The organism is Liquorilactobacillus oeni DSM 19972 (assembly GCF_001436275.1).
GTDB lineage: Bacteria > Bacillota > Bacilli > Lactobacillales > Lactobacillaceae > Liquorilactobacillus > Liquorilactobacillus oeni.
In genome coordinates this window covers 369,893-392,983 of record NZ_AZEH01000020.1, presented here as the reverse complement: position 1 = coordinate 392,983, position 23,091 = coordinate 369,893, and the positions used below count along the sequence as shown (strand labels likewise).

Genomic DNA, 23,091 nt, shown 5'->3' with positions numbered 1-23,091 from the left:
TAACATGCTAGAGATATGGAAACATTATCCAACAGTCGTCCCAAAACTTCAAGCAGTAACGCAACTAATTTCTGAACGTCTGCAAAGCGATAATACTGATATTCAAGAACTGCTGAATGCTTGTGCAAATGATCAAGGCAAGATGTTGCGTCCTGGCCTCTTTCTTCTCTTTGCAGAATTAGGAGAGCACCCAAGTCAAGATAACGAACAGCTAATCAAAGTTGCTGCAACGCTTGAAATCCTACATAAAGCAACCCTGATTCATGATGATATCATTGATGACTCTCCTTTGCGGCACGGAGAGATAACAATTCAATCTAAATATGGCAAAGATGTTGCTGTATATGCGGGCGATCTTTTATTTACAGTTTTTTTTGAACTGTTGAGTGAAACTATGAATGGCACTTCCTTAATGCACTATAATGCCACTGCAATGCAAAAGCTGCTTATTGGCGAGTTAAGCCAAATGCACGCCCGTTACTTTCGTGCCCAAACAATTACAGACTATCTACATAATGTAAAAGGAAAAACCGCAGAGCTCTTCAAGCTGGCTTGTCTTGAAGGAGCTTATTTTAGCAAACAATCTCCCGAGATTCAGGAAATTGCTGCCCAAATAGGTGAGAACATTGGAATTGCTTTCCAAATTTTTGATGATATCCTTGACTATACTTCAACTTCAGGAACATTGAAAAAACCTGTTCTTGAGGATCTAGCAGAAGGCGTCTATACCTCTCCCCTTCTTTTTTCCTATGCAGAACATCCTCAAGACTTCGATAACCTGCTGCAAAAAGAGCGACAAGTAACAGCTGTTGAAGTAAAAAAGGTTGGTCAGCTTGTCCGTAAATACGGCGGGGTACAAAAAGCTACTCAACTAGCACATAACTATACTAAAAGGGCTCTTTTGCTAATTACAGAGCTGCCTGCTTCGCCCGCACAAAAACAAATTAAAAAAATTACTGAGATTATGTCAAAACGCAGCTTTTAGTGTAAAATTCCGTGATCAATTTCAAGCAATCTTTGATAATGCTGATTTGTATGTGCTAACTCTTGCGGTGAGCCGCTCATCGTCAAACGACCATCTTCAATAAAAATGACTTTGTCCATTAAAGAAAGTCCTTGAAGATGATGAGTAATCCAGATCAAAGTTTTTCCTTCAAGCTGCTTTACAAACATTTCAATGAGGTCTTGTTCCGTTAAGGGGTCAAGACTTACTGTGGGTTCGTCCAAAATAACAATCGGAACATCCTGCAATAATATTCTAGCAAGCGCCAGACGATGACGCTCACCCCCTGAAAAACGTAACCCCGCCTCGTCAACAATCGTTTCTAAGCCGTCTGGCATCCTTGAAACAAGGTCCTTTAACCCTACGCGCTCAAGAACAGACCACATCTGTTTTGCAGATGCAGCCTCATTTCCTACGCGCAAATTATTGCTAATAGTAGTATGAAACAAGTAAGGTGTCTGATGAATTACTCCGATATAATGGCAGATATCATCTCCTAATTTTGCAGGGGGAATGCCATTTAAAGTAAGATTGCCGCTTGAACACTGCAAATCACCACGTAAAAGCCGTGCTAACGTACTTTTTCCTGAACCGCTGCGCCCAAGAATCGCTAAACGTTCGCCGTTTTTGATCGTTAAATTCAAATCTTTTAGTACTAATTGTTGCGCATCCGCATAATGAAAATTAAGGCGCGTAATCTTAAACTCATACGGTGCAGTTAATTTTACGTCTTTTTTTTGTTCAACATCTCTTTCTTTGGGTAAAGAATTCAATCGTGATAACGAATCTTGATACGTATTAGTTTCTTGTGCAGCTTGCCCTAACGGCGCAAAAGCGTCGATCAAAGGAAAAACAGACAGGACAAAAGCTGCAATCCAATTAGCAGCTCCACCATGAGCTCCGGGAAATATAGAGCTTGTCCAAACCACCAAGACAATCGTTAATATACCGAACATTAGCTGAACTGCAAAGTCACGTTTATGATCGTTATTTTGGATCTCATATTTGATTTTTAAAAGCTCACTTTGTGCTGCAGCGTGGAGCTCATTGTACTCAGTTCCTCTTTGACTGAAAATCCAGTCCGAAACACCCAGAATATTGTCTGTGAGCCCTGCATACAATTCATTTCGTAAGCTTTTTTGCCTTTCTTGTTTGGCACCATTAACTATCATTGAAATCAGAGGAAAAACAAAAACAAGTGTTCCCAACAGTAGCAGCATTACCAGCGCAAACCATAAGGAAAAATACCCAAGTGCTAAAATAATGAAAACATACAACAGCCACGCGATCACAGTCGGAAAAATAGTCCTTAAATACAAGTTTTGAAGATGTCCGATGTCTTCTGCTAAGAGCCCCAGAATGTCTCCTGTCTGATACTTGCTTTTAAAGAAAACAGCATCTTTTTCGATCACATGATACAATTTAAGGCGCAACTCGGAAGTTAATTTTAGCACCCAGTTGTGACTCGTCAGACGTTCTAAATAGCGAAAAACCGGCCTTCCAATCCCAAAAGCACGAGTCAAAACTATTGGTACATAGACTAATAAAATATTCTCAGGATGAGCTGCAGAACGGCTGATCAGATAACCAGAATTAAACATTAAAGCTCCTCCGCAAATGAACGTCAAAAAGCCCAGCACTAAGGCTAAGAATAATGATTTGCGGTACTTACCCCAAAATGGTTTTATCCACGTATCTTCCTTGAATAACTTAAATATCTTCATCTCAAATTCTCCTCAAAGAACTGCTTAGCCTTACAAATGCACCATTTTTCCGTTTTAATTCGGCCAATGTGCCGGATTCAACAATTTTTCCCTTATCTATCACAATGATTTTATCCATTTGCTGCATCCAATGAAGCCGGTGCGTAGCAAAGAAAACAAGGTGTTGATCCATCAGCGGCAGCATACGCTCTTTTAATTCAACTTCAGTTTCGATATCCAAATGGGCTGTCGGCTCATCAAAAAGCAGAACTTTCCTAGACTCATCAAGAAAAGCACGTGCCAAGGCGATTCTTTGACTCTGCCCACCGCTTAATTCCCTAGCACTTTCTCCAATTATCGTTTCTAATCCTTGCGGTAATTCTGCAACCAGCTTTTTGAGTCCCACTACTTCAATAGCTTGGCTGATCTGTTCTTTTGTTGCAGCAGGGTTATAAAATGTAATATTTTCCCGCAGAGTAGCTTTAAAAATATACGGATTCTGCGGAAGATAAATTAGCTGATTTTGCCAATCATTTTGTGTAAAAGATGCTGCCCTTTCCCCTTCAAAAGAGATTTCAGCCTCATCTGGCTGTAAAAAGCCGCTTAGGAGATTAATCAAGGTTGACTTACCAGAACCGCTTAAGCCGATAATTCCTATTTTTTGATAGCCTACAGCGCTTAAGGAAACATCATCTAATGCCCGATGGTTTTTATCGTAGGAAAAAATTGCCTTCTTAAGTTTAAATGTACTGGAGTGCTGCCAACGCGGAATCTCGATTTGACGAACCTTTGGTTCTTTCAAAGCCAGTATTTTTTGAATTGCATTCATTGCATTTTTACCATCCAAAGTAGCATGGTAGTCTCCTGAAAAATCACGAATCGGTAAAAAATACTCAGGACTCAACACTAAAACCGTTAAAGCCGGGAAAAATTGAATTTGCCCATTTAATAACCTTAATCCTAATAAAACAGCAACAACGGCAATTGAAAGCGTAGTAAAAAAGTCAAGGGCAAAGGTTGATAAAATTGCAATTTTAAGAGTATTCATAGTTGCTTTACGAAAGCGTTCGCTGGTTTTAAAAATACTCTTACCATACCGTTTGCTTAAGCCAAAAAATTTCAAGGTATCGATTCCACGCAGTGAATCTACAAAATGATTCGAAAGTATCTGATATGTCTTATATTGTTTGTCAGCCTTAGCCTGAGCAGCATATCCCAAAACGATCATAAAAATAATGATCAACGGAAAAATCGCCAGCAAAAAAACACCAGATTCCCAATCAAAAAACCAAATTACAGTTAAAATAATCCAAGGAACAATCATCAAATTAACTGTTTTTGCCAAAATCAAGTGAAGATAATTTTCGACTTTGTCAACTCCTTCTAATACCATTGTAGTCACGTTACCGGTCCCATTTGCTTGAATAACTTGCGGACCAACCCGAAAAATCTTGCCTAAAAGCTGTTTGCGTATATCAGTTGATTGTTTTGCTGCAAACCTGTCAAGAATTTTATCGCGGTAAAAAACCATAAAATGGCGTAAAGCAAAACATCCAAAAAATAAAATAACCCATTTTAGCTGTCCAATAAGTTTTTCACCATTCCACAACTCAACAATTGTCGTTGCCAGAAAACACGCCTGCCCAACAATCGCGCTTCCTTGTATAAAAGCTATCCCTGCCAAAAGGGTTAGTATTTTCCTAATCCCAGGCAAGGATAGTAATTTCTTATCTATCAATATCTGCTCTCCAACGCAGCATTATGCTTAATGCGTTTTCTGAAAATATAATAAGTCCACGCGATATAAGCAAGGACAAAAGGCAGGAATGTCAACGCTATATAAGACATAATCTTAAGTGTGTATGGACTTGAAGAAGCATTTGTAACCAAGAGATCATATTTAGCACTTAAGGAGCTGATCATTACTCGTGGAAACAATCCAGTGAACAGCAGTGCTACTAAAGCAATAAAGCTGCCTCCACTTGCCAAGAAGGCCCCCAGTTCATGCTCTTTCATAACTGCAATATTTGCGATCAAAGTTAAAAGGACGATCAAAATAACAAAAGTCAACGTTGCCTTCAAATGCAAAGCAAAGAAATCAGTTTTAAAATAAAGAAGAATTGCAAAAGCAATTAAACCTAGGTAAAAAATACCATATAAAAAGCGGGCATAATTCTTGGCTCTTTCCCGAATAGGTCCTGTCGTCTTTAAAGCAATATAATTCAGCCCATGCAAGTAACTCATCAAAGTCAACGCTACGCCGCCAACAATCGAGAAGAGATTAAAATAATCCCCAAACCCTGCTGTCATATCTCCTCTGGCATTAATCGGCATTCCTTGGATCATACTGATAAACATAATGCCAAAAAAGAAAGGAACTATCAGACTGCCAAGTGAAAGAGCCCAATTCCAAAGTTGTTTTTGAGAACTAGGGACCTTGCTACGAAACTCAAAAGAAACACCCCGAATAATTAGGCCGGCTAAAATAGTGAACAAAATCAAGTAATAGCCGCTAAAAAGTGTCGAATACCAAAATGGGAAAGAAGCAAACATTGCTCCTCCGGCTGTTATTAACCAGACTTCATTACCATCCCAGACTGGGCCGATGGTTGATACCAGCTGATCTCGTTCATCTTCGTTATGTGCTAGTGTCTGAATGGACATTCCAACACCAAAATCAAAACCTTCCAAAAAGAAAAAACCCGAAAAAAGTACTCCAATTAAAACAAACCATAAAACCTGTAAAGTACTCACTATTCAAGCGCCCCCTTGTCAAACGGATCAACTTCTGAATCTTTTTGTTCTTTATTGCTGTGATCCTCGTCGTAATCAGGTCCCTTTCTTAATTCACGGACAATCAATGAAACCATTGTGATAGCGAGTCCTGTAAAGAGAAGAAAATAGATAATATTTGAAACCAAGAGTGAAGCCACTGAAACATTTGGCGAAACACTCTGCTTAATAGTAAACAGTCCATAAACTGTCCAAGGATAGCGTCCTAATTCCGTAACAAGCCAACCAGCAGTATTAGCTAAAAACGGCGCAAACGTACATAAACCTAAAATCCACAGCATCCAACTTTGCTTATAAAGAAGCTGCCTCTTCTTGCGAATAAGAATCAAACCGATTAAAGAAACTAACAGCATCAGCATTCCAAAGCCAGCCATAATTCTAAAACTCCAAAAAACAGCGTTAACTGGAGGATAATAATTCCGCTGACCATATTTTTTGACCAGTTGTTTGTTTACACTATCTAAACCTTTAATTGCACCAGATGGCTTATCATAAGCCAGTATACTAAGTACATAAGGAACATCAATTCCCCAGATACGCTTATGTTGATTTTCGTTTGCCCATGCAATAAGCGTCCAAGCAGCAGGATCGCCTGTATCTTTGTAAATTCCCTCAGTTGCCGCAAACTTCATCGGTTGTTCATTAACAAGTGCCTTCATTTGCAAATCACCGGCAGTTATAACAGCAATCGAACCAAACAATGTTACAATCAAGCCAACTTTTAACGACCGTTTGTAAAACTCAGGATTTTTGATTTTCTTTTTCAACAAACGAAAAGCAGCTAAACCTGCAACCACAGCACCACCTGTAACGACTGCGCCCGCAATTACATGACTGAATTCATACCATAATTGAAAATTAGCCAATAACGCCTTAAAGTTTGTCATAACAGCATGTCCGTTTTTAATGGTATATCCCACTGGATGCTGCATAAAGCTGTTGGCAGCCAGTATCCAAAAAGCGGAAAGTATGGAAGCAAAAGTAACTAGCCAAATAAAAACAACATGCAGCTTAGGGCTAACCATTTCCCATGTAAAAATCCAGAGTCCCAAAAAGGTTGATTCCATAAAAAATGCTAATAAAGCTTCTAAAGCAAGCGGAGCTCCGAAAATATCTCCTACAAAACGAGAGTAATCCGACCAGTTCATTCCGAACTGAAACTCCTGAATAATACCAGTTACAACTCCTACTGCAAAACTTAGCAGGAAAATGTTACCCCAAAATTTTGCCATTTTAAGGTATTCCTTTTTCTTAGTCACAACATATGCTGTTTCCATAACTGCAACAATCACTGCTAACCCAATGGAAAAAGGAACAAAGAAAAAGTGATAAATCGTCGTCATTGCAAACTGGAAGCGCGCCAATGAAACGATGCTCATGCAAACTCCCCCTTAAATTACTAATAATTAATTACTTTCAACTCATAATTAAATAAGAACTTTAAACGTACTCATTTCAAATATACTACTATAATGCCTAAAATCAATTAAGCCGACCACTAAATATCGTGGAAAACCTATTTTTTAACTGATTTTAATTTTGCATCGTAAATTATAGTTATTTTACAATAAAATAAAAAACACTGGAGATTACACAACTAGCTGTAATCCTCAGTGTTTGTTATACTTGCTTGATTATTTTAAAAGTTTTGAATCAATACCATCACAACTGGCAATACAACTGCAAATAGAACGGTTGAAGTAGTAACTACATTAGTAGCATATTCTACATCTCCATGACCTTCATTCGCCAAAATCGGCAAGACCGCAAGACCAGGAGCAGATGCTTGAACAATCAGGGTCTGTGCTTCCAGACTTGGAATACCGAATCCGTGATGCATCCCTAAAAAGATCAGCATTGCAATCAAAGCAGGTGCAATCGCAAAACGGCCCACTAAGGCCACAATCGTATCTCGATCAAACCTAATAGAAGAAAGTCCGGCATTGCATAGCACGATCCCAATGTAAATTAATGATAATGGTGTCACAAGGCTGCCTACATAAGTTAGTGCATTGATTAAAAATGCCAGCCAGCTAACTTGCATAACATGCACTGGTAGGACCAAGAAGACCAATGCTACTAAGAAACCTACTAGTGGCGGCGGCAATAGTTTCTTCCAATTGAAACTGCTTTTACTGCTTGTTCCACTTGTCTTAGTAGGATCATCCCAAGACATTAAAAAGGCACCTAATGTCCAAGTAGAAACTGTGTTAACGACGTAATACATTAAGAAATAAGCCATCGCTTTGTCGCCAAAAAGCGCTAAGTTCAGCGGTAAACCAATAAAAATAGTATTTGCATTAACAAACATATTAATAAACGTTCCACGTCGACCGGGCCTTACTTTAAGCAGCTTTACAAGTATAAAAGCCACAATGTAGCCAAGAATAACGCCGCCGAACCCATAAATTAAACCAGAAGATAACCCAAGAAGTTTGCTTAATGTAAGGCGCTTCAAAACACTGGTAAAAATAGAAGCAGGCAGCGCAACTTTCATTAACAACTTGGAAATCGTACCACCAAAATTATCATCAAACCAGCCTTTTTTACGTAAAAGATAACCCAAAGCAATGATCAAAACAATCGTCAAAATACTTTGAATGGAGGTAAATAATGCAGCCATTGTTTTATTCGCCCCTCTTTGCAACTTTTACATCAGCTAATATTGCATGATATTCTGGTGTCCATTTAATATCTGCAATCGCCTTTTCTACATCAGCAATTTTTGTGCGGTTTAACTTTTCAGCAACTGCTTCTTTAGCTGTTGCAATCGCAACAGTCTGGCTGAAAGAACTCAGCTTAGAAACTGGTGGTAAAACAGCAGCACCTGGTTGAGTAGAATCAACGATCCCGCCAAGGCTATGCGCTGCCGCAGAGATCATTCCATCTGTTAATAAACGTGCTGTTGCAGCAATTGTACCTAATCCAAGACCAGGATAAACCAAGGCATTATTAGCCTGGCCGATTTCATATGAAACACCATCATAGACAACCGGTTCTGCAGGAATCCCTGTAGCTACTAGAGCTTTCCCTTTAGTCCAGCAAATCAGATCTTCAGCTTTAGCTTCGGCCAGCTTGGTAGGGTTAGATAGCGGGAAAATAATTGGACGTTCAGTATGTGCAGCCATTTCTTTTATAACATTCTCAGTGAAAGACCCTGGAACAGTTGAAGTACCAACTAAAATAGTAGGATGGATTGCCTTCACAGCAGCTTCAAGATTAGTAAGTTTCTCTGCGTTGGCAAACTCACTTCGTTTACGTGCAAATGGCTTTTGCTCTGGTGTTAAATCATCCATATCATCAAACAATAGACCCTGCTTATCTACAAGGTAAAAATGTTTTTTAGCTTCTTGTATTGTCATTCCTTGCTGCACAAATTCTTCGCAAATCCGACTGGCAATTCCTGCACCGGCAGTTCCCGCACCAAAACACATATAAATTTGATCACTGATTTTTTCATGTGAAATATTTAATGCGCCAAGAATCCCTGCTAAAACAATAATTCCGGTTCCTTGGATATCATCATTAAAAACTGTATATTGTTCCTTATAACGATTTAAAATATTGGCAGCATTGCTTCTGCCAAAATCTTCAAAATGAAGATACAAATTAGGAAACATTTTTTCTGCAATTGCAACAAAGCGATCTACAAAAGAATTATATTTTTTACCATAAATTCTTTCATGACGAACTCCTAAATAAAGATCATCGTCAAGAATTTTTTTATTGTTTGTTCCTGCATCTAAAACAACCGGCAATACCTGACTAGGATCTATTCCTGCTGCTGCAGAATAAACCATTAATTTTCCAACAGCGATATCGACCCCTTGGGTTCCCCAATCTCCAATTCCTAAGATACCTTCACCATCAGTCACAACAATCAAACGGATATCACGTCCATCTGCACTTTGACGTAGTGCATCTTCAATATGATCCTGATCATCGATTGATAAATAGGTCGCATTTTGCGGGTCAGTGAATAATGCGCTGTAGTTTTCGATAGTGTCAGCAATTGTTGGATCATAAACAATTGGCATAAATTCATAAACATGTTGCGAAAAAAGTTTGTAAAAAAGAATATGATTTTCATTAAAGATGTTCATCAAGAAGATCCGCTTCTCTAAAGCAGTTTCCTTACTTTGATATTGTGCATAGGCTTGTTTGACTTGCTGCTCTAATGTCTGAATAGCAGGTGGTAATAGGCCGTTTAAGCTATACTGATCTCTTTCTGAGCGAGTAAAGGCGGTTCCTTTATTCAAAAACGGATCATGCAATAATTGTTCTGGTGTATATTTCATAGTTATTGACCTCCTGAATTTTTGTTTACAATTAATTACTTTATTCCAGTAAGAAAATTATAGTCAAACTGTGACATTGTAATAACTATTTCTTATAACAAAAATTCAGTTTCACAATAAGAGGAGCTGGGTCAAAAGTTGTCTTTTGACCCAGCTCCTCTATTTTAATCTGCAATATGCGCATTAGCGTGTTTCAATAGTCAGTCTTTTTATATTTTAATAACAATTTCAAATCTAAATTAAGACTTAAAATAACTGTTTAAACTCTATTCCACTGTCACACTTTTAGCCAAATTACGCGGCTTATCAACGTCGTATCCACGCTGTAAACTGGTGTAATACGCTAACAATTGGCAAGGTACAATCGCCAATAATGGAGTCAACAGCGGATGAACATCAGGTAAAATAATTTGGTCTCCTTCTTCTGAAAGCGCACGGCTAACAATGTAAATCACATTAGCCCCACGAGCTAAAACTTCTTGAGCGTTGCTGCGTGTATGTTTAGCTGTCTTTTCATCTGTGATGATTGCAACCACTGGAGTATCTTTTTCAATCAAGGCAATTGTTCCGTGCTTTAATTCACCTGAAGCAAATCCTTCTGTTTGTACATAAGAAACTTCCTTAAGTTTAAGTGCAGCCTCTTGTGCAATATCATAATCGATTGCACGACCAATATAAAAAGCATTGCGCGTGGTAGACAACGCAGCAGTGGCAAGCTTTTCAAACTGTGTTTTTTCATCAACCAGTTCTTGCATCCCATTGGCTACTTTTGTCAATTCCTGAGAAACATTAAAACCTGCAGCTGCAGTAAGACCTTGCTGTGTACCCATCGCTTTGGCCAGTAAAGCTTCCAAAGCGATTTGTCCAGTATATGCCTTTGTTGAAGCAACGGCAATTTCTGGCCCAGCGTAAAGTAGCAATGTGTAAGTTGCTTCACGTGATAATGTAGAATTTTCCACATTTGTAATCGTTAAACTTTGATAACCCCATTGATTAACTAGTGAAAGTACTTGTCTGCTATCAGCTGTTTCTCCACTTTGTGTCAGAAAAATGAAGAAAGGTTTTTTAGAGAGCAGTGGTGGATTGTATGCAAATTCCGAAGCTACATGGACTTCTGTCGGAATCTTTGTGAGTCTTTCAAAAATCTCTTTGCCCACAAGTCCTGCATGGTAACTCGTTCCAGCAGCAACAATATAAAGCCGATCTGCTCCGTTTAATTTTGCCAGCAAATCTTTAGCTATTTTGATACTGCCGTCTTCAGCAACATAATGTTTGATTAATGAGCGCATTACACCTGGCTGCTCATCAATCTCCTTCAACATATAGTACGGATATGCCCCCTTGTCAGCTTCTGAAGCATCTGTACTAACATGAAACGGCTTGCGTTCAACAACATTTCCTTGAGGGTCTTCAATTCTAATACTGTTAGGTTTAACTATGACAATTTCTCCATCTGTCAACTCAATAAAGTCATGAGTCTGATCAAGCATTGCAAGTGCATCACTGCAGACAACGTTAAAACCTTGACCGACGCCAATCAGCAATGGGCTCTTATTCTTAGCTACATAAAGTGTATCAGGCTCTCTATGATCAACTAATAAAAAGGAATACGAAGAACTTTCATCAATTAAACCCAATACTTTTTTAAAAGCTGTCTTTGTTTTCAAACCCTGCTGTGCAAATTTTGCTACCAGTTGAACGACTACTTCCGTATCTGTGTCGCTTTTAAAAGTTACATCTTGCAGATATTCTTCTTTCAATTGAGCAAAGTTGCCGATTACACCATTATGTACAAGATAGTAGCGACCATCAGCTGATATGTGCGGATGTGCATTAGCTTTGCTGGGAGCACCATGAGTTGCCCAGCGCGTGTGTCCGATTCCAGTTGAGCCATGAACATCATTTGAGATCTCTTTACGTAAGTCAGAAATACGCCCTTTTTCTTTAACAAGGTACTCCTTGCCATCTTGATCATTAACATAGATACCAGCAGAGTCATAACCCCGATATTCAAGCCTCTCTAACCCCTTCAAGAGAATCTCAACAGCGTTCTGGTTGCCTGTAACTCCGACTATACCACACATAATAAAACCAGCCTTTCTACACATTTATTATAAAAAAATATTAATTTTACAAAATTGGTCTATATCAAAAAATAAAATAATTTATCTTACTAACAAAAAATATAAGACATTTTCATGCTCATGTCAATTAAATTATCTCAAAATGGTATATACGATTCACAAAGCCAAAATCATATCAATAAGGACTATACCAATTATAAAAATGGCGAAAAAAATGTTGGTGATTATTATGCAAACCAATACTATCTTTCTAGACACAAAACAGAGAGTGTGCTAATAGTCGTTAGGATTTGTGCATTGACTGCAAATTACGAACATAACCTGAATTTAACTATGAATAATTTATGGTTAAGCGGAAAAAGCTGACTATTGAAACACGTTAATATGGCAACTGCAAGAGCGTACAAAAGAGCTGTACTAAAAACATAATTAGCACAGCTCTTTATAAATTCTTAAAATTATTTTGTTTCAACAGCTTTTTTATACGATGCTTCAATATCTTTGATTAACTTCTCGTCCTTCAAGCCAGTAGTCTTGCGGATAACCTCATTAAGAGATTCTTCTTTGAGCAACTTTTGCAATTCTTGGCTTTCATCATCTTTAGGTTCATCAAAAGTATAGATCATCCCAACAGTTTCAAGAAGCGCCTTATAACTCAAATCGCGTTCCTTAGCTTCACGAATCGGGCGAATGAACCGTTCATCATAACCCAGCTTGCGAATTGGTGTTCTGCCCACACGTGCAATTTCATCAGAAAGATACTTATTTTCGAACCTGCCGATAATCTTCTTTTGATAAGCCTCATGATCCTTACGTTCAAATTTCCACTTGGCGATCAACAGATCTCCTGTTTCTTTCAAAACTCTTTTAAGCTGCTGCAAAACCTCAGGATCCGCAATGGCATCGCCAATATTGTCATAACCCTTATGCTTGCCAGTATATGCCACAGTTGCGTGCCCAGTATTAACTGAAAAAAGCTTTCTTTCAATGAACGGTTCCAGATCCGGAGCATAGTGAACCTTTTTTAACTTCAATTCTGGTGCTGCCATTTGGCTTTCGTCAACAACCCATTCTTTGAATGGTTCTACTGAAACAAATAGCGGGTCTTCATGCTTTTGCAGTGGTACGATCCGATCGACAGCTGCGTTAGGGAACCCAATCGTTTGGTCAGCATATTCCTTGTCTGCTGGCTCGAGATGTGAATAAACCTCTTTTTTCAATGATTGACTGCCGCCAATCATGTTCTCACAAGCAATTACATCTACCTTATGTTTATTGCTGTCTGCTTTTCGTGCTTGGATACCCTGAGCAATTAAAGGTGCAATAAACTTCAAAATCTTAGGGCCGATTGCCGTGGTTACGATGTCCGCTTCCTTCAATGCAGCAACAACTTTTTCCGGATCTTTTCCATTGTTGATCCCGCTGACATTGTCAACGTTAATCTTCTTTTGTGTTTCATCTGCCAGCTGAATTGTATAGCCATGTCTTTCGTTCAACGCATCAATAATTTTTTCATTGACATCAACAAATGTAATCTCGAAATCATTTTCAGCTAAAGTTTCACCGATAAAACCGCGACCAATATTTCCTGCTCCAAAATGTACAGCTTTCATTATTTACCAACCTCTTTCAATAAATTAATGATCTCTTCTTCGGACTGTGCGTCTGCTAACTTAACTACATTATTAACATCGCTGCAAAAAAGTGCGATTTGCGACAAGATATTCAAATGTTCTCCATTCAAACCGGCAATTCCAAAGACAACTGTTACAATGTTTTCTGTTCCTTCATCTTCAGAAAAATCCACGCCCATTGGAACCTGAACAATCGAAATACCTGTTTTTTTAATAAATCTTTTACCATCTTCCGTCCCATGCGGTATTGCAATGAAATTCCCCATATACGTTGAAACATCATTGTTGCGTGCAAGCATTGAATCAATATACCCATTCTCAACGTAACCATTATCAACTAACAGTTTTCCTGCCAATCTAATTGCTTCTTCCTTAGTTGCTACATGCTGACCAAGAAGAACCATCTCTTTTTGTAATTCCATACCTTCTCATCCCTCTCTTTTAAAGTCAATTTGTTCCATAAATTGTGTTGCAATTAAATTCTTAATCTGTTGTTGCGTGCCATCTTCAAAAATACGTGTGTTGCTGCTGTTCATTACAATAGTGCTGCTTATCAGCCCCATTAAGTCATTTTGAAAATCATCCATCGGCGACGGACCGACCATTAACATTATCCTAACAACCTCAATCGGTGATTGATCCATTGCGAGCATTTCAAGCGGTTTTGTTAACTCATAAACTGAAAAGAAAGGAAACTTTACGCACTTGTCAGTAGTATGCACCAATGCAATTTCTGTATCAGGAATCCCGACAGGTGCAACAGCTGCTCTTTTGATCATTTCTTGTTTAACTCTAACGCGATCTGTAACAACTGTTTGAGGAATCCTCTCTAAAATTTTTGCTAACACAGTATCCAAATCGCTTTCAACTTCAATTTTTTCAACGGTTATTCTGTCCAGCAAAGCGCTACTTTCTCTTAACCTGCTGAGCATCTTATGCAACCGTTTTTGTCCTTGTTCAGGATCAGAAGATTGTTTTTGAATATTTTGCAGCTGCTGTTTTTTACCCATGTCATACTTTGAAATCAAATTTTTAATTCTTTCCAGTTCATCATCTAATAATAACGGACTGACAACTTGGTACTTCCAGTCAAATCCTGGCAGATTAAGAGTTGAAAGAATCAAGTCGTATTCAGCAGGATCGATCCCATTAAGTTGTGAGACTTTTGCAATTTTGATTTCTCCAATAATCGGGATCTCTTTATGAAGTCGGCCTTTCAGGATACTCGCAGTTCCGATACCGTTAGGACAGACAATTAGTGCCCTTAATTGTCTTTTTGCACTGCTGCTCGAATAACTGTTTGCAAAATACAGTAAAATCAACTGCGACTCAGTTTCTGAAAACGAATAATTTACAAAGATTTCTTTAAGTGCTTTCTTAACAGCCGCATAAAGTTTTGGATATCGCTGCCCCACGCTATTCAAGATCTCAATACGAGTGTTGGGCAGCCGTGCTGATTCACGATGCAACAGCAAAGTCATGTGTCTAACAAGTCTGGAGAAAAGGTCCTGATCCAAGCCAAAGTTCCAGTGAATTTCAGTTGAAATCAGCTGAATCAGCTGCTTGATACTGTATGAGATCCGCAGATCATAGTTATCAGCCCAGCCGCTGACACCAAAATGATAATCCAATCCTTGTAGTTGAGCCGCAATAAAGTCTACCTCACTCGTCGTTATTCTTTCTTTTACTTCATTGCTGAATTTTGTAAAAATCTCAAGCACCTGTTGTCTGTATTGGAAAATTTTATCCTGCTCTGCTGCATTATATTTTTTAATAACAACCTTTTTCATTCTAATAAGTGAAATTGCAATCATTAGAACTAACTGCATCTCTTGCATATCAGATCTCATGCGATAAGTTATCCGTGCCTTTTCGAGTGCTGTCACACATTTTTGCAAAACGCTTTTTGGTAATAGATTCAAGAAAAAACTTTGTGTTTGATTATCTTGTTTTACATTCAAGTACTCGAAAAACTCATATTCATTAATTTCATTTGTCAAAGTACCGCAGAGTATCAGCCTGCGCTGCGCTTCTTCTCCGACTATCTGTATACCAACTGCTTTTTTTGCGTCTAACTTAATCCCATATCCAGCCAAAGCCCTAGAGACTCTTTTCAGGTCTCTTTGAATTGTCCCTTCGCTAACACCTAGAGAAACTGCGAGTGAAAAAATTTTAATTGGTTCACTTCGCAACAAAAGCAAACAAACAATTGCTGCTTGCCGCTGTTTTGTTGTTAAAATAACTTTTTCTTTTTGGCCATGAAGTTCCATTTCAAGCCTTGCTTTATCAGCTGTCGAGCCTTCTAAAAGATACAGCGTTTCGTGATTTTGAATCTTTAGACCGTGCTGGCTAAGATACAGCTTTAGTTCTGAAAATTCGCGGTAAACTGTTCTGCGGCTGATCTTTAATGCATCTTCAAGTTCAGCCATCTGGACACCTTCCGGGCTTTCACAAATTTTACTCAATATCTTTTTTTGGCGGTCTGATAGCAAGATCAACTAAATCATCCTCTTTTACGCTAAGTGTTCGACAATATAACTGTATTCTTCATCTTCAAGCAAGTTCTTTACAGCTACTATCTGTACCTCAGTATAACGTAATTTCAGATTTTTCTCTGCTTCATTAGTTACGATTACTAAATGTTTTTTGCTATCTTCTAGTTCGTTTATTCCAAGGTTTTTAACTGGAACTTTCTTTCCAGCTTTCTTCAACCGATCTTTAAACAAGGAAGCCGCCATTGTAGCTGAACCCACTCGCTGATCATGGTGAATAAAGTCAACCTCTTCAACTGCACTATAATCAATATCCACTGGATGATTACTGCTATCAGCACCTGCTTCTTTTTTCTGTTGAAGTTGTTTTTCAGGTTCTAATTGTGTAAGTGCTTTAAGGTTTAATACTACTTCATCATATTTAGGACTGCTTAAAAAGTTGTCTACTGCAATATGCATTGCATTCGGTGTCTTCTGTAATGCGCGGTCAGCTAACTCTTCTTGGGTAATTACCAGCAAGCCATCTTCATCCTTTAAGCGGCTGATAGCCGTGTTTGTAACGGGCATATCCTTAATTCCTGCTTTTTTAACTTTATCACGCAGTAAAGATGCTCCCATTGCAGATGAGCCCATACCAGCGTCACAAGCAAAGATAATTTTTTTAACATCAGCATATTTTTGAACTGCTTTTTCAGCATTCTGTCCATCGATAGATGCTGTACCACCTTTTGATTCAGCTTTCATCTGGCTCATTTGCGCCTGCTTTTTAGCCAGCTCATCTTCAGCTTTACCATCTGATTTGTCAGTTTTCAAAATTATTGCTGCAACGATAAATGAAACTACTGCTGCAACAAATACTCCCGCGAGAATACGAAGATAATTTCCTTTAGGCGTCATTAACAAAATTGCAATAATTGAACCTGGCGATGCTGCGGCTTTAACACCAGTGTTTAAAAGTGAGAATGTAAATGTTCCACTGACGCCGCCGGCCATTGCAGCAAAGATTAATGCAGGCTTCATTAATACATATGGAAAATAAATTTCGTGAATCCCACCAAAGAATTCAATTAAGGCTGCCCCTGGAGCAGAAGCTTTTGCAGCACCCTTACCAAAGAGAATAAATGCTAACAAAATTCCTAAACCAGGACCTGGATTAGATTCAAGCAAGAACAAAACAGATTTGCCTGCTTGCGACGCCTGTTGAATTCCTAATGGAACTAAAATTCCGTTTCCAATTGCATTATTTAAGAAAAGCACCTTTGCAGGTTCGATAATAATGTTTGCTAACGGCAGCATATGAATTGAAATAATCCAATCAACGCCCTTGCTCATTACCATGCTACCCGCCGTTACCAAAGGGTTGATAACAAAAACACCAAAAATTGCTAAAATCATTCCAAGAATTCCACTTGAAAAGTTGTTATAAATCATTTCAAATCCAGATTTGATCTTATCTTGAAACATTTGGTCAAACTTTTTGATGCACCATCCACCCAATGGGCCCATGATCATCGCACCTAAGAACATCGGAACCTTTGCTCCGACAATCACACCCATTACCGCGATCGCACCAACGACTGCTCCTCGTTCTTCATATACCATCCGCCCTCCGACATATGCTATTAATAGAGGGATCATATAATTAAGCATCGGATCAATCAATGTTGCAATTTGTTTGTTTGGAAACCATCCGGCAGCCATAAAAACAGCGGTAATCAGGCCCCAAGCAATGATCGCAGCAATGTTCGGCATAATCATTCCACTAAGACTCGTTCCCAGTTTTTGAATACGAGTCTTCAGTGTTTTCTTTTTAGAAACTTTTGCTTCCATTGGAATACCTCCTTCTTTTCTACACTATTATTATAGGTACCAAATGTAAGCATTTACAATACCTATTAACCAACACTTAGTCACGAACCATCGTGCCATTGTTTATGAATAAATTCACAATCTTTTACACTCAGATTTTCAGCTACTATATCTGTCTATTGTGACCCTTATTTTGCAAAAAACTGCAGTAATTTACCTTGCTTTCAATTTTTTCAGTAGAAGATAACGGTAAAAAACTTGCATAAACAAAAATAAAACAGCAACGAAAATACATCTTCATTACTGTCTCACTGTAAACTTTTAAAGATTGCATATTATATTATTAAATAAGTGAATTTTAGTTTCATGTGAAACAAAGACAACACTATAAATCCTCAACTTTTATTATGCTTTGACAGCATTTTTTTTGCTTGGATTTTCTTTCTTTTCGACTTTTTCGCTCATTACCATCTTGTCATTGTATCCCCAGAACCAAGTTACCAAGAAGCTGACAATAATCGCTGCTAGACTTGAAAGTAAGAAAGCGTAAAAGCTGGTAAGCTGAGCAGGATTTTTGGGATCAAAGAATGATGAAAAACCAATCAGCGAACCCGTAAAACCGAACATATTACCATGCATAAGTCCGGTAATAAAGCCTGACACGGCAGACCCGATTAATCCTGAAATGAAAACTCTACGATAACGCAAGTTAACACCATAAATTGCAGGTTCTGTGACACCGCAAAATGCTGAAATTGCAGCAGCAAAACCCAAGCCTTTCAGATTTTCCTTCTTTGACTTAATAGCCACTGCCAAAACTGCGGCCCCTTGTGAAACCATTGTTCCCGAAATAATTGCATTAAGTGCACTTTCACCGCTACCAGAAATCTGTTGTGCAACCAAAGGTACAACGCCCCAATGCAGACCAAAAATAACCAAAATTTGGTAGAAACCGCCGATTACGAGGCCCCCAAGCCAACCTGAAACATGAACGAGCCAATTAATAAAATCAGCTATTCCATTAGCAGCTCCTTGAATTATTGGGCCTGTTAGAACTAACGTGATTACACTAACAACTAAAACTGTGATTAATGGTGTGAAGATCATTTGCAGATAACTGGGAAGATTTTTTTTGAGCCAGCCGCCGATTTCTTTAGCAAACCATGCTGCAAGAATCATCGGAAAAATCGAATATGTGTAGTTCAAAAATTGAAAATCAAATCCTCCAATAGAGAACATGGTCTTAAAATTAGTTCCCCATGTTATAATCTGGGGATATGTTAACACTCCACCGATTACAGCCGTAATGACAGGATCGCCCTTCATATAACGGGCTGCAGAAAACCCGACTAGAATCGGAAGAAAGAAAAAGGCCGAATCTGCTATAGCACTGATTGTCAGATAAAGTGTGCTTTTAACATCCAGCAAAGAGCCTAACTGCGGTAAAGTTAATAATGCCAATATCCCCTTAATAATCCCAGCTGCTGCAATCACACCAATTACCGGTGTCATAGAACCCGTAATAACACCAATCAGGTTATTAATCCCTCTCGTTACAGGATTTCCTTTTTGTTTATCTGTTGCTGAAGCCGTAGTTGTAGCACCATCATCGATTTTAGCAGCAAATTGCGGTCCGAGTTCCTGCACCACAGCATCGTATACATTACCAACCTCATTACCGATTACAACTTGATACTGGCCAGATGCTTTGATGACATCAATTACACCGGTGGTCTTTTTCAGATCTTCATCCTTAGCAACGCTTTCATCTTTCAGATAAAAACGTAATCGGGTAATACAATGAATAAGATTATCGATATTTTTCTCTCCTCCAACATCGCTAATAATCTTCTTTGCCAACCCAGAATAATCTTTCTTTGCCATAGTTGTCACTCCTCTTTCTTCAACTTAATCTTCCCAATAACGTTACCCGCCGAACACTTCTTATTCACTTCCATCTCAACCTTATCAACCATATCAGCCGTATTGGTTGCTACTACCATAATTGTTGCTTTAAGTTTGTCTTCTTGAATTTGTTTAACATCCATAGTAGCGACCTTTTGGCCTGCTTTAACCTTTTGACCAACTGCAACATTGATTTCGAAGGGTTTGCCTTTTAATTCGACGGTGTCAATCCCCATGTGTACTAAAATATCCACCCCTTCTGCCGTTTCAATTCCTAAAGCATGTTTTGTTTCGGCCACCAAAGTTACTTTTCCCGTTACAGGCGACAAAATCTCATCTTCTGTTGGCTCCAATCCAAAGCCCTTACCCATATTACCAGTTGAAAATACCGCATCATCCACATCGGACAGAGCAACAACCTGTCCAGTTGCTGGAGAAAGCACCTCTATTGTGTCGGACTTTTTTTTGCTAAACCCAAACATTAAAATCCCTCCTAAAATTACAAGACCAAGTTAAATCGCTTTCATTTAATTCAAACTAATGATAAAACGTGTATATACATAAAGTCAATTTAATAGCCTTTTTAAATTCTGCTTCTAGTAAATAGCAGAAAAACATGTTGTCTTTTAGACGGCTATCAACCGTTACAAGCGTAAAATTAGTCTACAGCTTTGCAGCGCTGATACTCAAAAATACCCAAATTTTTCTTGTATATGCGCTTTTAATTAAGAACAGCAGAACTATAAATGGATACAAAACCAGGAAAACAATGCACAAGTAGTGTTTTTAGACATTAGTTTTCAATTATCGTTATGAGCTGTAATATCAATAGTCTTGTTCCTCTATAATCATGTATATACAGGAACAATATGATATATTAAGAAAAAAGATTTCTAAAGGATGTGCAAATCATTGAGTACCTTCAATAAACAAAATATAATCGCACACGATATTGCAATAAAAATTCAGCATAAAATTTACGCTGCACAAACTTTTTTACCTAGTGAACACAAACTCTGCGAGTTATATGGCACTTCACGTGAAACGATCCGGAAATCGCTTGAGCAGCTGAATGAGCTAGGGCTGATTCAAAAAATAAAAGGAAAAGGCTCAATGGTTTTGGATATTCAACGCTTTACATTTCCCATTTCTGGAATTACAAGCTTTAAGGAATTGAATAAAATGCTTGGAATGAATGCAAAGACCATTGTCCTTAAATTAACAAAAACTGTCGTTCCTGATTTTTTGACAAATGGTGTTATTCAGCCTCAACAACCGGCTTTTTACCTTGAAAGACTGCGCTTGATTAATGGTGAACCCGAGGTTTTAGATCGTGACTATCTTCTTTCTCCTCCACTAGATGAACTTCCTGAAAAAGCTGCCGCAGACTCTGTTTACGCATATCTTGAAGAAAACCTCAGTTTCGATATTTCTTATGCAACTAAGGAAATTACAGTCGAAAATCCTCCTGAAGAAGTTAGAAAAAAACTGAAGTTAGCCACCGCAGATCTAGTGGTTGTTGTCAGAAGTTATACTTATTTGGCAGATACAACTCTTTTTCAAATTACCGCTTCTTACCATCGTCCAGATAAGTTCAAATTTACAGACTTTGCAAGACGGAAAAGAATTTTAACAAACACGAAAGGAAAGTAATGTTTATGAATACAACAGATTACTATCGCAAACTGGGACAAAAGGTAATTTATCAGATCTATCCTAAATCTTTTTATGACAGTAACGGTGACGGCATTGGAGATCTGCGAGGAATTATTCAAAAAATTCCCTATATTGAAAAGCTAAACGTTGACATGATCTGGTTCAATCCCTTTTTTGTTTCTCCCCAAAATGATAATGGCTACGATATTGCAGACTATTACAAAATAGATCCACGTTTTGGAACAATGGCTGATTTTAAAGAACTGGAACAGCGGTTAAAGGAAATTCATGTTGATGTCATGTTAGATATGGTTCTGAACCATTGTTCAACCTCCCATCCCTGGTTTCAAAAAGCTCTTGCTGGAGATCCTAAATACCGTGCTTACTTTTACATCAGGCCTTCAAAAAAAGATGGCAGTGTACCAACAAATTGGCAGTCTAAATTTGGTGGTTCTGCTTGGAAAAAGTTCGGTAACAGCTCAGACTACTATCTCCATCTCTACGATCCCACTCAAGCCGACTTGGATTGGCATAACCCCGATGTCCGTAAAGAAGCAGCACAAATCGTGAACTTTTGGCGCAATAAGGGTGTTAAAGGCTTCCGCTTCGATGTAATCAATGTGACCGGCAAAGACACAAATTTGCGTAATTCAACAGATCCTCAGCAAGAAAAAAAACTATATACCGATACTCCGGTTGTCCATACTTACCTGAAAGAACTCAACCAAAACAGTTTTGGACGGGACTCCAGCATTATTACTGTAGGAGAAATGTCTTCTACAACGGTCAATAATTCGATTGCATATACACAACCGCAGAATCATGAACTCTCAATGGTTTTTACCTTTCATCACTTAAAAGTCGACTATAAGAATGGTAATAAGTGGAAGACTATCCCCTTTGATTTTGCTGCATTAAAGAAACTTCTTTTCGAATGGCAAACTGAACTTGACAGACACGGGGGCTGGAACGCTCTTTTTTGGAATAATCACGATCAACCACGTGCATTAAACCGCTTCGGCAATGTGCACGAGTACCGCGAAAAGTCAGCAGAAATGCTTGCTCTGGTTCTCCATTTGCTGCGGGGAACTCCCTATATTTATCAGGGAGAAGAGCTCGGAATGCCGAATCCTTCCTATTCTGAAATTTCTAGTTATAATGATGTGGAAACTAAAAATGCTTACAATGCCCTTTTAAAAAAGGGTTATTCCGAACAAGAAGCTTTTAAAGCCGTTTCTTTAAAATCACGTGATAATAGTCGAACGCCTATGCAGTGGAATGCAACCAAGTATGCCGGCTTTTCAACTACAAAACCGTGGCTGATGCCGACAAATCAAGCTAAAATAAATGTTGAGCGTGAACTTGCACACGGTGAAATATTTGAATTTTACCAAAAACTTATTCAGTTGCGCAAAACTGAAGAACTAATTGCAATTGGACATTTCGAAGCACTTTTTGCTGAACATCCTCAAGTTTTTGCCTACCGGCGCTTTTTAAATGAGCAGCAAATAATTGTTTTAGCTAATTTTTATGAAAAAGAAACAAGTATCGAAATACCGAAAAAACTGCAGGGTCAGGTATCATTATTGCTTGGCAACTATCCTTTTAAATACAATGAACAATTGCCAAAAAAACTTAAACTACGGCCTTATGAAGCACTTGCTTTCAAACCTCTTTCTTAAGTCAATCTTTTTATTTTCATCCGCTGGCAATT

Annotated in this window: 16 protein-coding genes; 3 read left to right on the top strand and 13 right to left on the bottom strand. The window is 38.4% G+C overall.

Features of this window, described 5'->3' with window-relative positions; translation table 11 throughout:
* Nucleotides 1-4 precede the first annotated feature (4 nt).
* Nucleotides 5-985: a polyprenyl synthetase family protein gene (locus tag FD46_RS02760; RefSeq protein ID WP_057895657.1), complete on the top strand. Its 981-nt coding sequence runs from the start codon at nt 5-7 to the stop codon at nt 983-985.
* Here the strand turns inward: FD46_RS02760 and cydC are convergent.
* The 13 genes from cydC to FD46_RS10720 all read right to left on the bottom strand — a co-directional run bounded on the left by cydC (nt 982) and on the right by FD46_RS10720 (nt 20,203).
* Nucleotides 982-2,727 carry a thiol reductant ABC exporter subunit CydC gene (cydC, locus tag FD46_RS02755; RefSeq protein ID WP_057895656.1) on the bottom strand — a complete coding sequence of 582 codons (1,746 nt, stop codon included), beginning with the start codon at nt 2,725-2,727 and terminating at the stop codon, nt 982-984. The two genes, FD46_RS02760 and cydC, sit on opposite strands and share 4 nt — an antisense overlap.
* A gap of 1 nt (nt 2,728) precedes the next feature.
* Nucleotides 2,729-4,444, bottom strand: a complete 1,716-nt coding sequence (cydD, locus tag FD46_RS02750) for a thiol reductant ABC exporter subunit CydD (RefSeq protein ID WP_057895655.1) — start codon at nt 4,442-4,444, stop codon at nt 2,729-2,731.
* Nucleotides 4,441-5,460, bottom strand: a complete 1,020-nt coding sequence (cydB, locus tag FD46_RS02745; protein WP_057895654.1) for a cytochrome d ubiquinol oxidase subunit II — start codon at nt 5,458-5,460, stop codon at nt 4,441-4,443. The genes cydD and cydB overlap by 4 nt, the downstream gene beginning before the upstream one ends.
* Nucleotides 5,460-6,878 (bottom strand): cytochrome ubiquinol oxidase subunit I, encoded by a 1,419-nt coding sequence (locus FD46_RS02740; RefSeq protein WP_057895653.1) that lies wholly within the window; start codon nt 6,876-6,878, stop codon nt 5,460-5,462. The genes cydB and FD46_RS02740 overlap by 1 nt, the downstream gene beginning before the upstream one ends.
* A gap of 260 nt (nt 6,879-7,138) precedes the next feature.
* Nucleotides 7,139-8,122: an AEC family transporter gene (locus tag FD46_RS02735; RefSeq protein ID WP_057895652.1), complete on the bottom strand. Its 984-nt coding sequence runs from the start codon at nt 8,120-8,122 to the stop codon at nt 7,139-7,141.
* Between the two features lie 4 nt (nt 8,123-8,126).
* Nucleotides 8,127-9,797 (bottom strand): malolactic enzyme, encoded by a 1,671-nt coding sequence (locus FD46_RS02730; protein ID WP_057895651.1) that lies wholly within the window; start codon nt 9,795-9,797, stop codon nt 8,127-8,129.
* Nucleotides 9,798-10,063: 266 nt separating this feature from the next.
* On the bottom strand, nt 10,064-11,881 hold the full coding sequence (glmS, locus tag FD46_RS02725; RefSeq protein ID WP_057895650.1) for a glutamine--fructose-6-phosphate transaminase (isomerizing): 1,818 nt from the start codon (nt 11,879-11,881) through the stop codon (nt 10,064-10,066).
* A 458-nt stretch (nt 11,882-12,339) separates the two neighbouring features.
* Entirely contained in the window at nt 12,340-13,494 is a 1,155-nt protein-coding gene (locus FD46_RS02720) for a mannitol-1-phosphate 5-dehydrogenase (protein ID WP_057895649.1), read from the bottom strand.
* Nucleotides 13,494-13,937 (bottom strand): PTS mannitol transporter subunit IIA, encoded by a 444-nt coding sequence (locus FD46_RS02715; protein WP_057895648.1) that lies wholly within the window; start codon nt 13,935-13,937, stop codon nt 13,494-13,496. The genes FD46_RS02720 and FD46_RS02715 overlap by 1 nt, the downstream gene beginning before the upstream one ends.
* 6 nt (nt 13,938-13,943) lie before the next feature.
* Nucleotides 13,944-16,013, bottom strand: coding sequence for a BglG family transcription antiterminator (locus FD46_RS02710; protein WP_057895647.1), 2,070 nt, complete (start codon nt 16,011-16,013; stop codon nt 13,944-13,946).
* 15 nt (nt 16,014-16,028) lie between these two features.
* On the bottom strand, nt 16,029-17,837 hold the full coding sequence (locus tag FD46_RS02705; protein ID WP_057895646.1) for a PTS mannitol transporter subunit IIBC: 1,809 nt from the start codon (nt 17,835-17,837) through the stop codon (nt 16,029-16,031).
* A gap of 384 nt (nt 17,838-18,221) precedes the next feature.
* On the bottom strand, nt 18,222-19,700 hold the full coding sequence (locus FD46_RS02700; RefSeq protein WP_083479344.1) for a PTS transporter subunit EIIC: 1,479 nt from the start codon (nt 19,698-19,700) through the stop codon (nt 18,222-18,224).
* A 5-nt stretch (nt 19,701-19,705) separates the two neighbouring features.
* On the bottom strand, nt 19,706-20,203 hold the full coding sequence (locus FD46_RS10720; protein ID WP_083479343.1) for a PTS sugar transporter subunit IIA: 498 nt from the start codon (nt 20,201-20,203) through the stop codon (nt 19,706-19,708).
* Nucleotides 20,204-20,633: 430 nt separating this feature from the next.
* Here FD46_RS10720 and treR point away from each other — a divergent pair, with 430 nt between their 5' ends.
* On the top strand, nt 20,634-21,374 hold the full coding sequence (gene treR / locus FD46_RS02695; RefSeq protein WP_235805533.1) for a trehalose operon repressor: 741 nt from the start codon (nt 20,634-20,636) through the stop codon (nt 21,372-21,374).
* A gap of 5 nt (nt 21,375-21,379) precedes the next feature.
* Nucleotides 21,380-23,059: an alpha,alpha-phosphotrehalase gene (gene treC / locus FD46_RS02690; protein ID WP_057895644.1), complete on the top strand. Its 1,680-nt coding sequence runs from the start codon at nt 21,380-21,382 to the stop codon at nt 23,057-23,059.
* Nucleotides 23,060-23,091: the final 32 nt, after the last annotated feature.

Coding starts and splice junctions, on each gene's coding strand:
- FD46_RS02715 (WP_057895648.1), bottom strand. CDS start 13,937: ATGGAATTACAAAAAGAGATGGTTCTTCTTGGTCAGCATGTAGCAACT.
- treC (WP_057895644.1), top strand. CDS start 21,380: ATGAATACAACAGATTACTATCGCAAACTGGGACAAAAGGTAATTTAT.
- FD46_RS02740 (WP_057895653.1), bottom strand. CDS start 6,878: ATGAGCATCGTTTCATTGGCGCGCTTCCAGTTTGCAATGACGACGATT.
- FD46_RS02760 (WP_057895657.1), top strand. CDS start 5: ATGCTAGAGATATGGAAACATTATCCAACAGTCGTCCCAAAACTTCAA.
- FD46_RS02730 (WP_057895651.1), bottom strand. CDS start 9,797: ATGAAATATACACCAGAACAATTATTGCATGATCCGTTTTTGAATAAA.
- FD46_RS02700 (WP_083479344.1), bottom strand. CDS start 19,700: ATGGCAAAGAAAGATTATTCTGGGTTGGCAAAGAAGATTATTAGCGAT.
- FD46_RS02735 (WP_057895652.1), bottom strand. CDS start 8,122: ATGGCTGCATTATTTACCTCCATTCAAAGTATTTTGACGATTGTTTTG.
- glmS (WP_057895650.1), bottom strand. CDS start 11,881: ATGTGTGGTATAGTCGGAGTTACAGGCAACCAGAACGCTGTTGAGATT.
- FD46_RS10720 (WP_083479343.1), bottom strand. CDS start 20,203: ATGTTTGGGTTTAGCAAAAAAAAGTCCGACACAATAGAGGTGCTTTCT.
- FD46_RS02720 (WP_057895649.1), bottom strand. CDS start 13,494: ATGAAAGCTGTACATTTTGGAGCAGGAAATATTGGTCGCGGTTTTATC.
- cydC (WP_057895656.1), bottom strand. CDS start 2,727: ATGAAGATATTTAAGTTATTCAAGGAAGATACGTGGATAAAACCATTT.
- FD46_RS02705 (WP_057895646.1), bottom strand. CDS start 17,837: ATGGAAGCAAAAGTTTCTAAAAAGAAAACACTGAAGACTCGTATTCAA.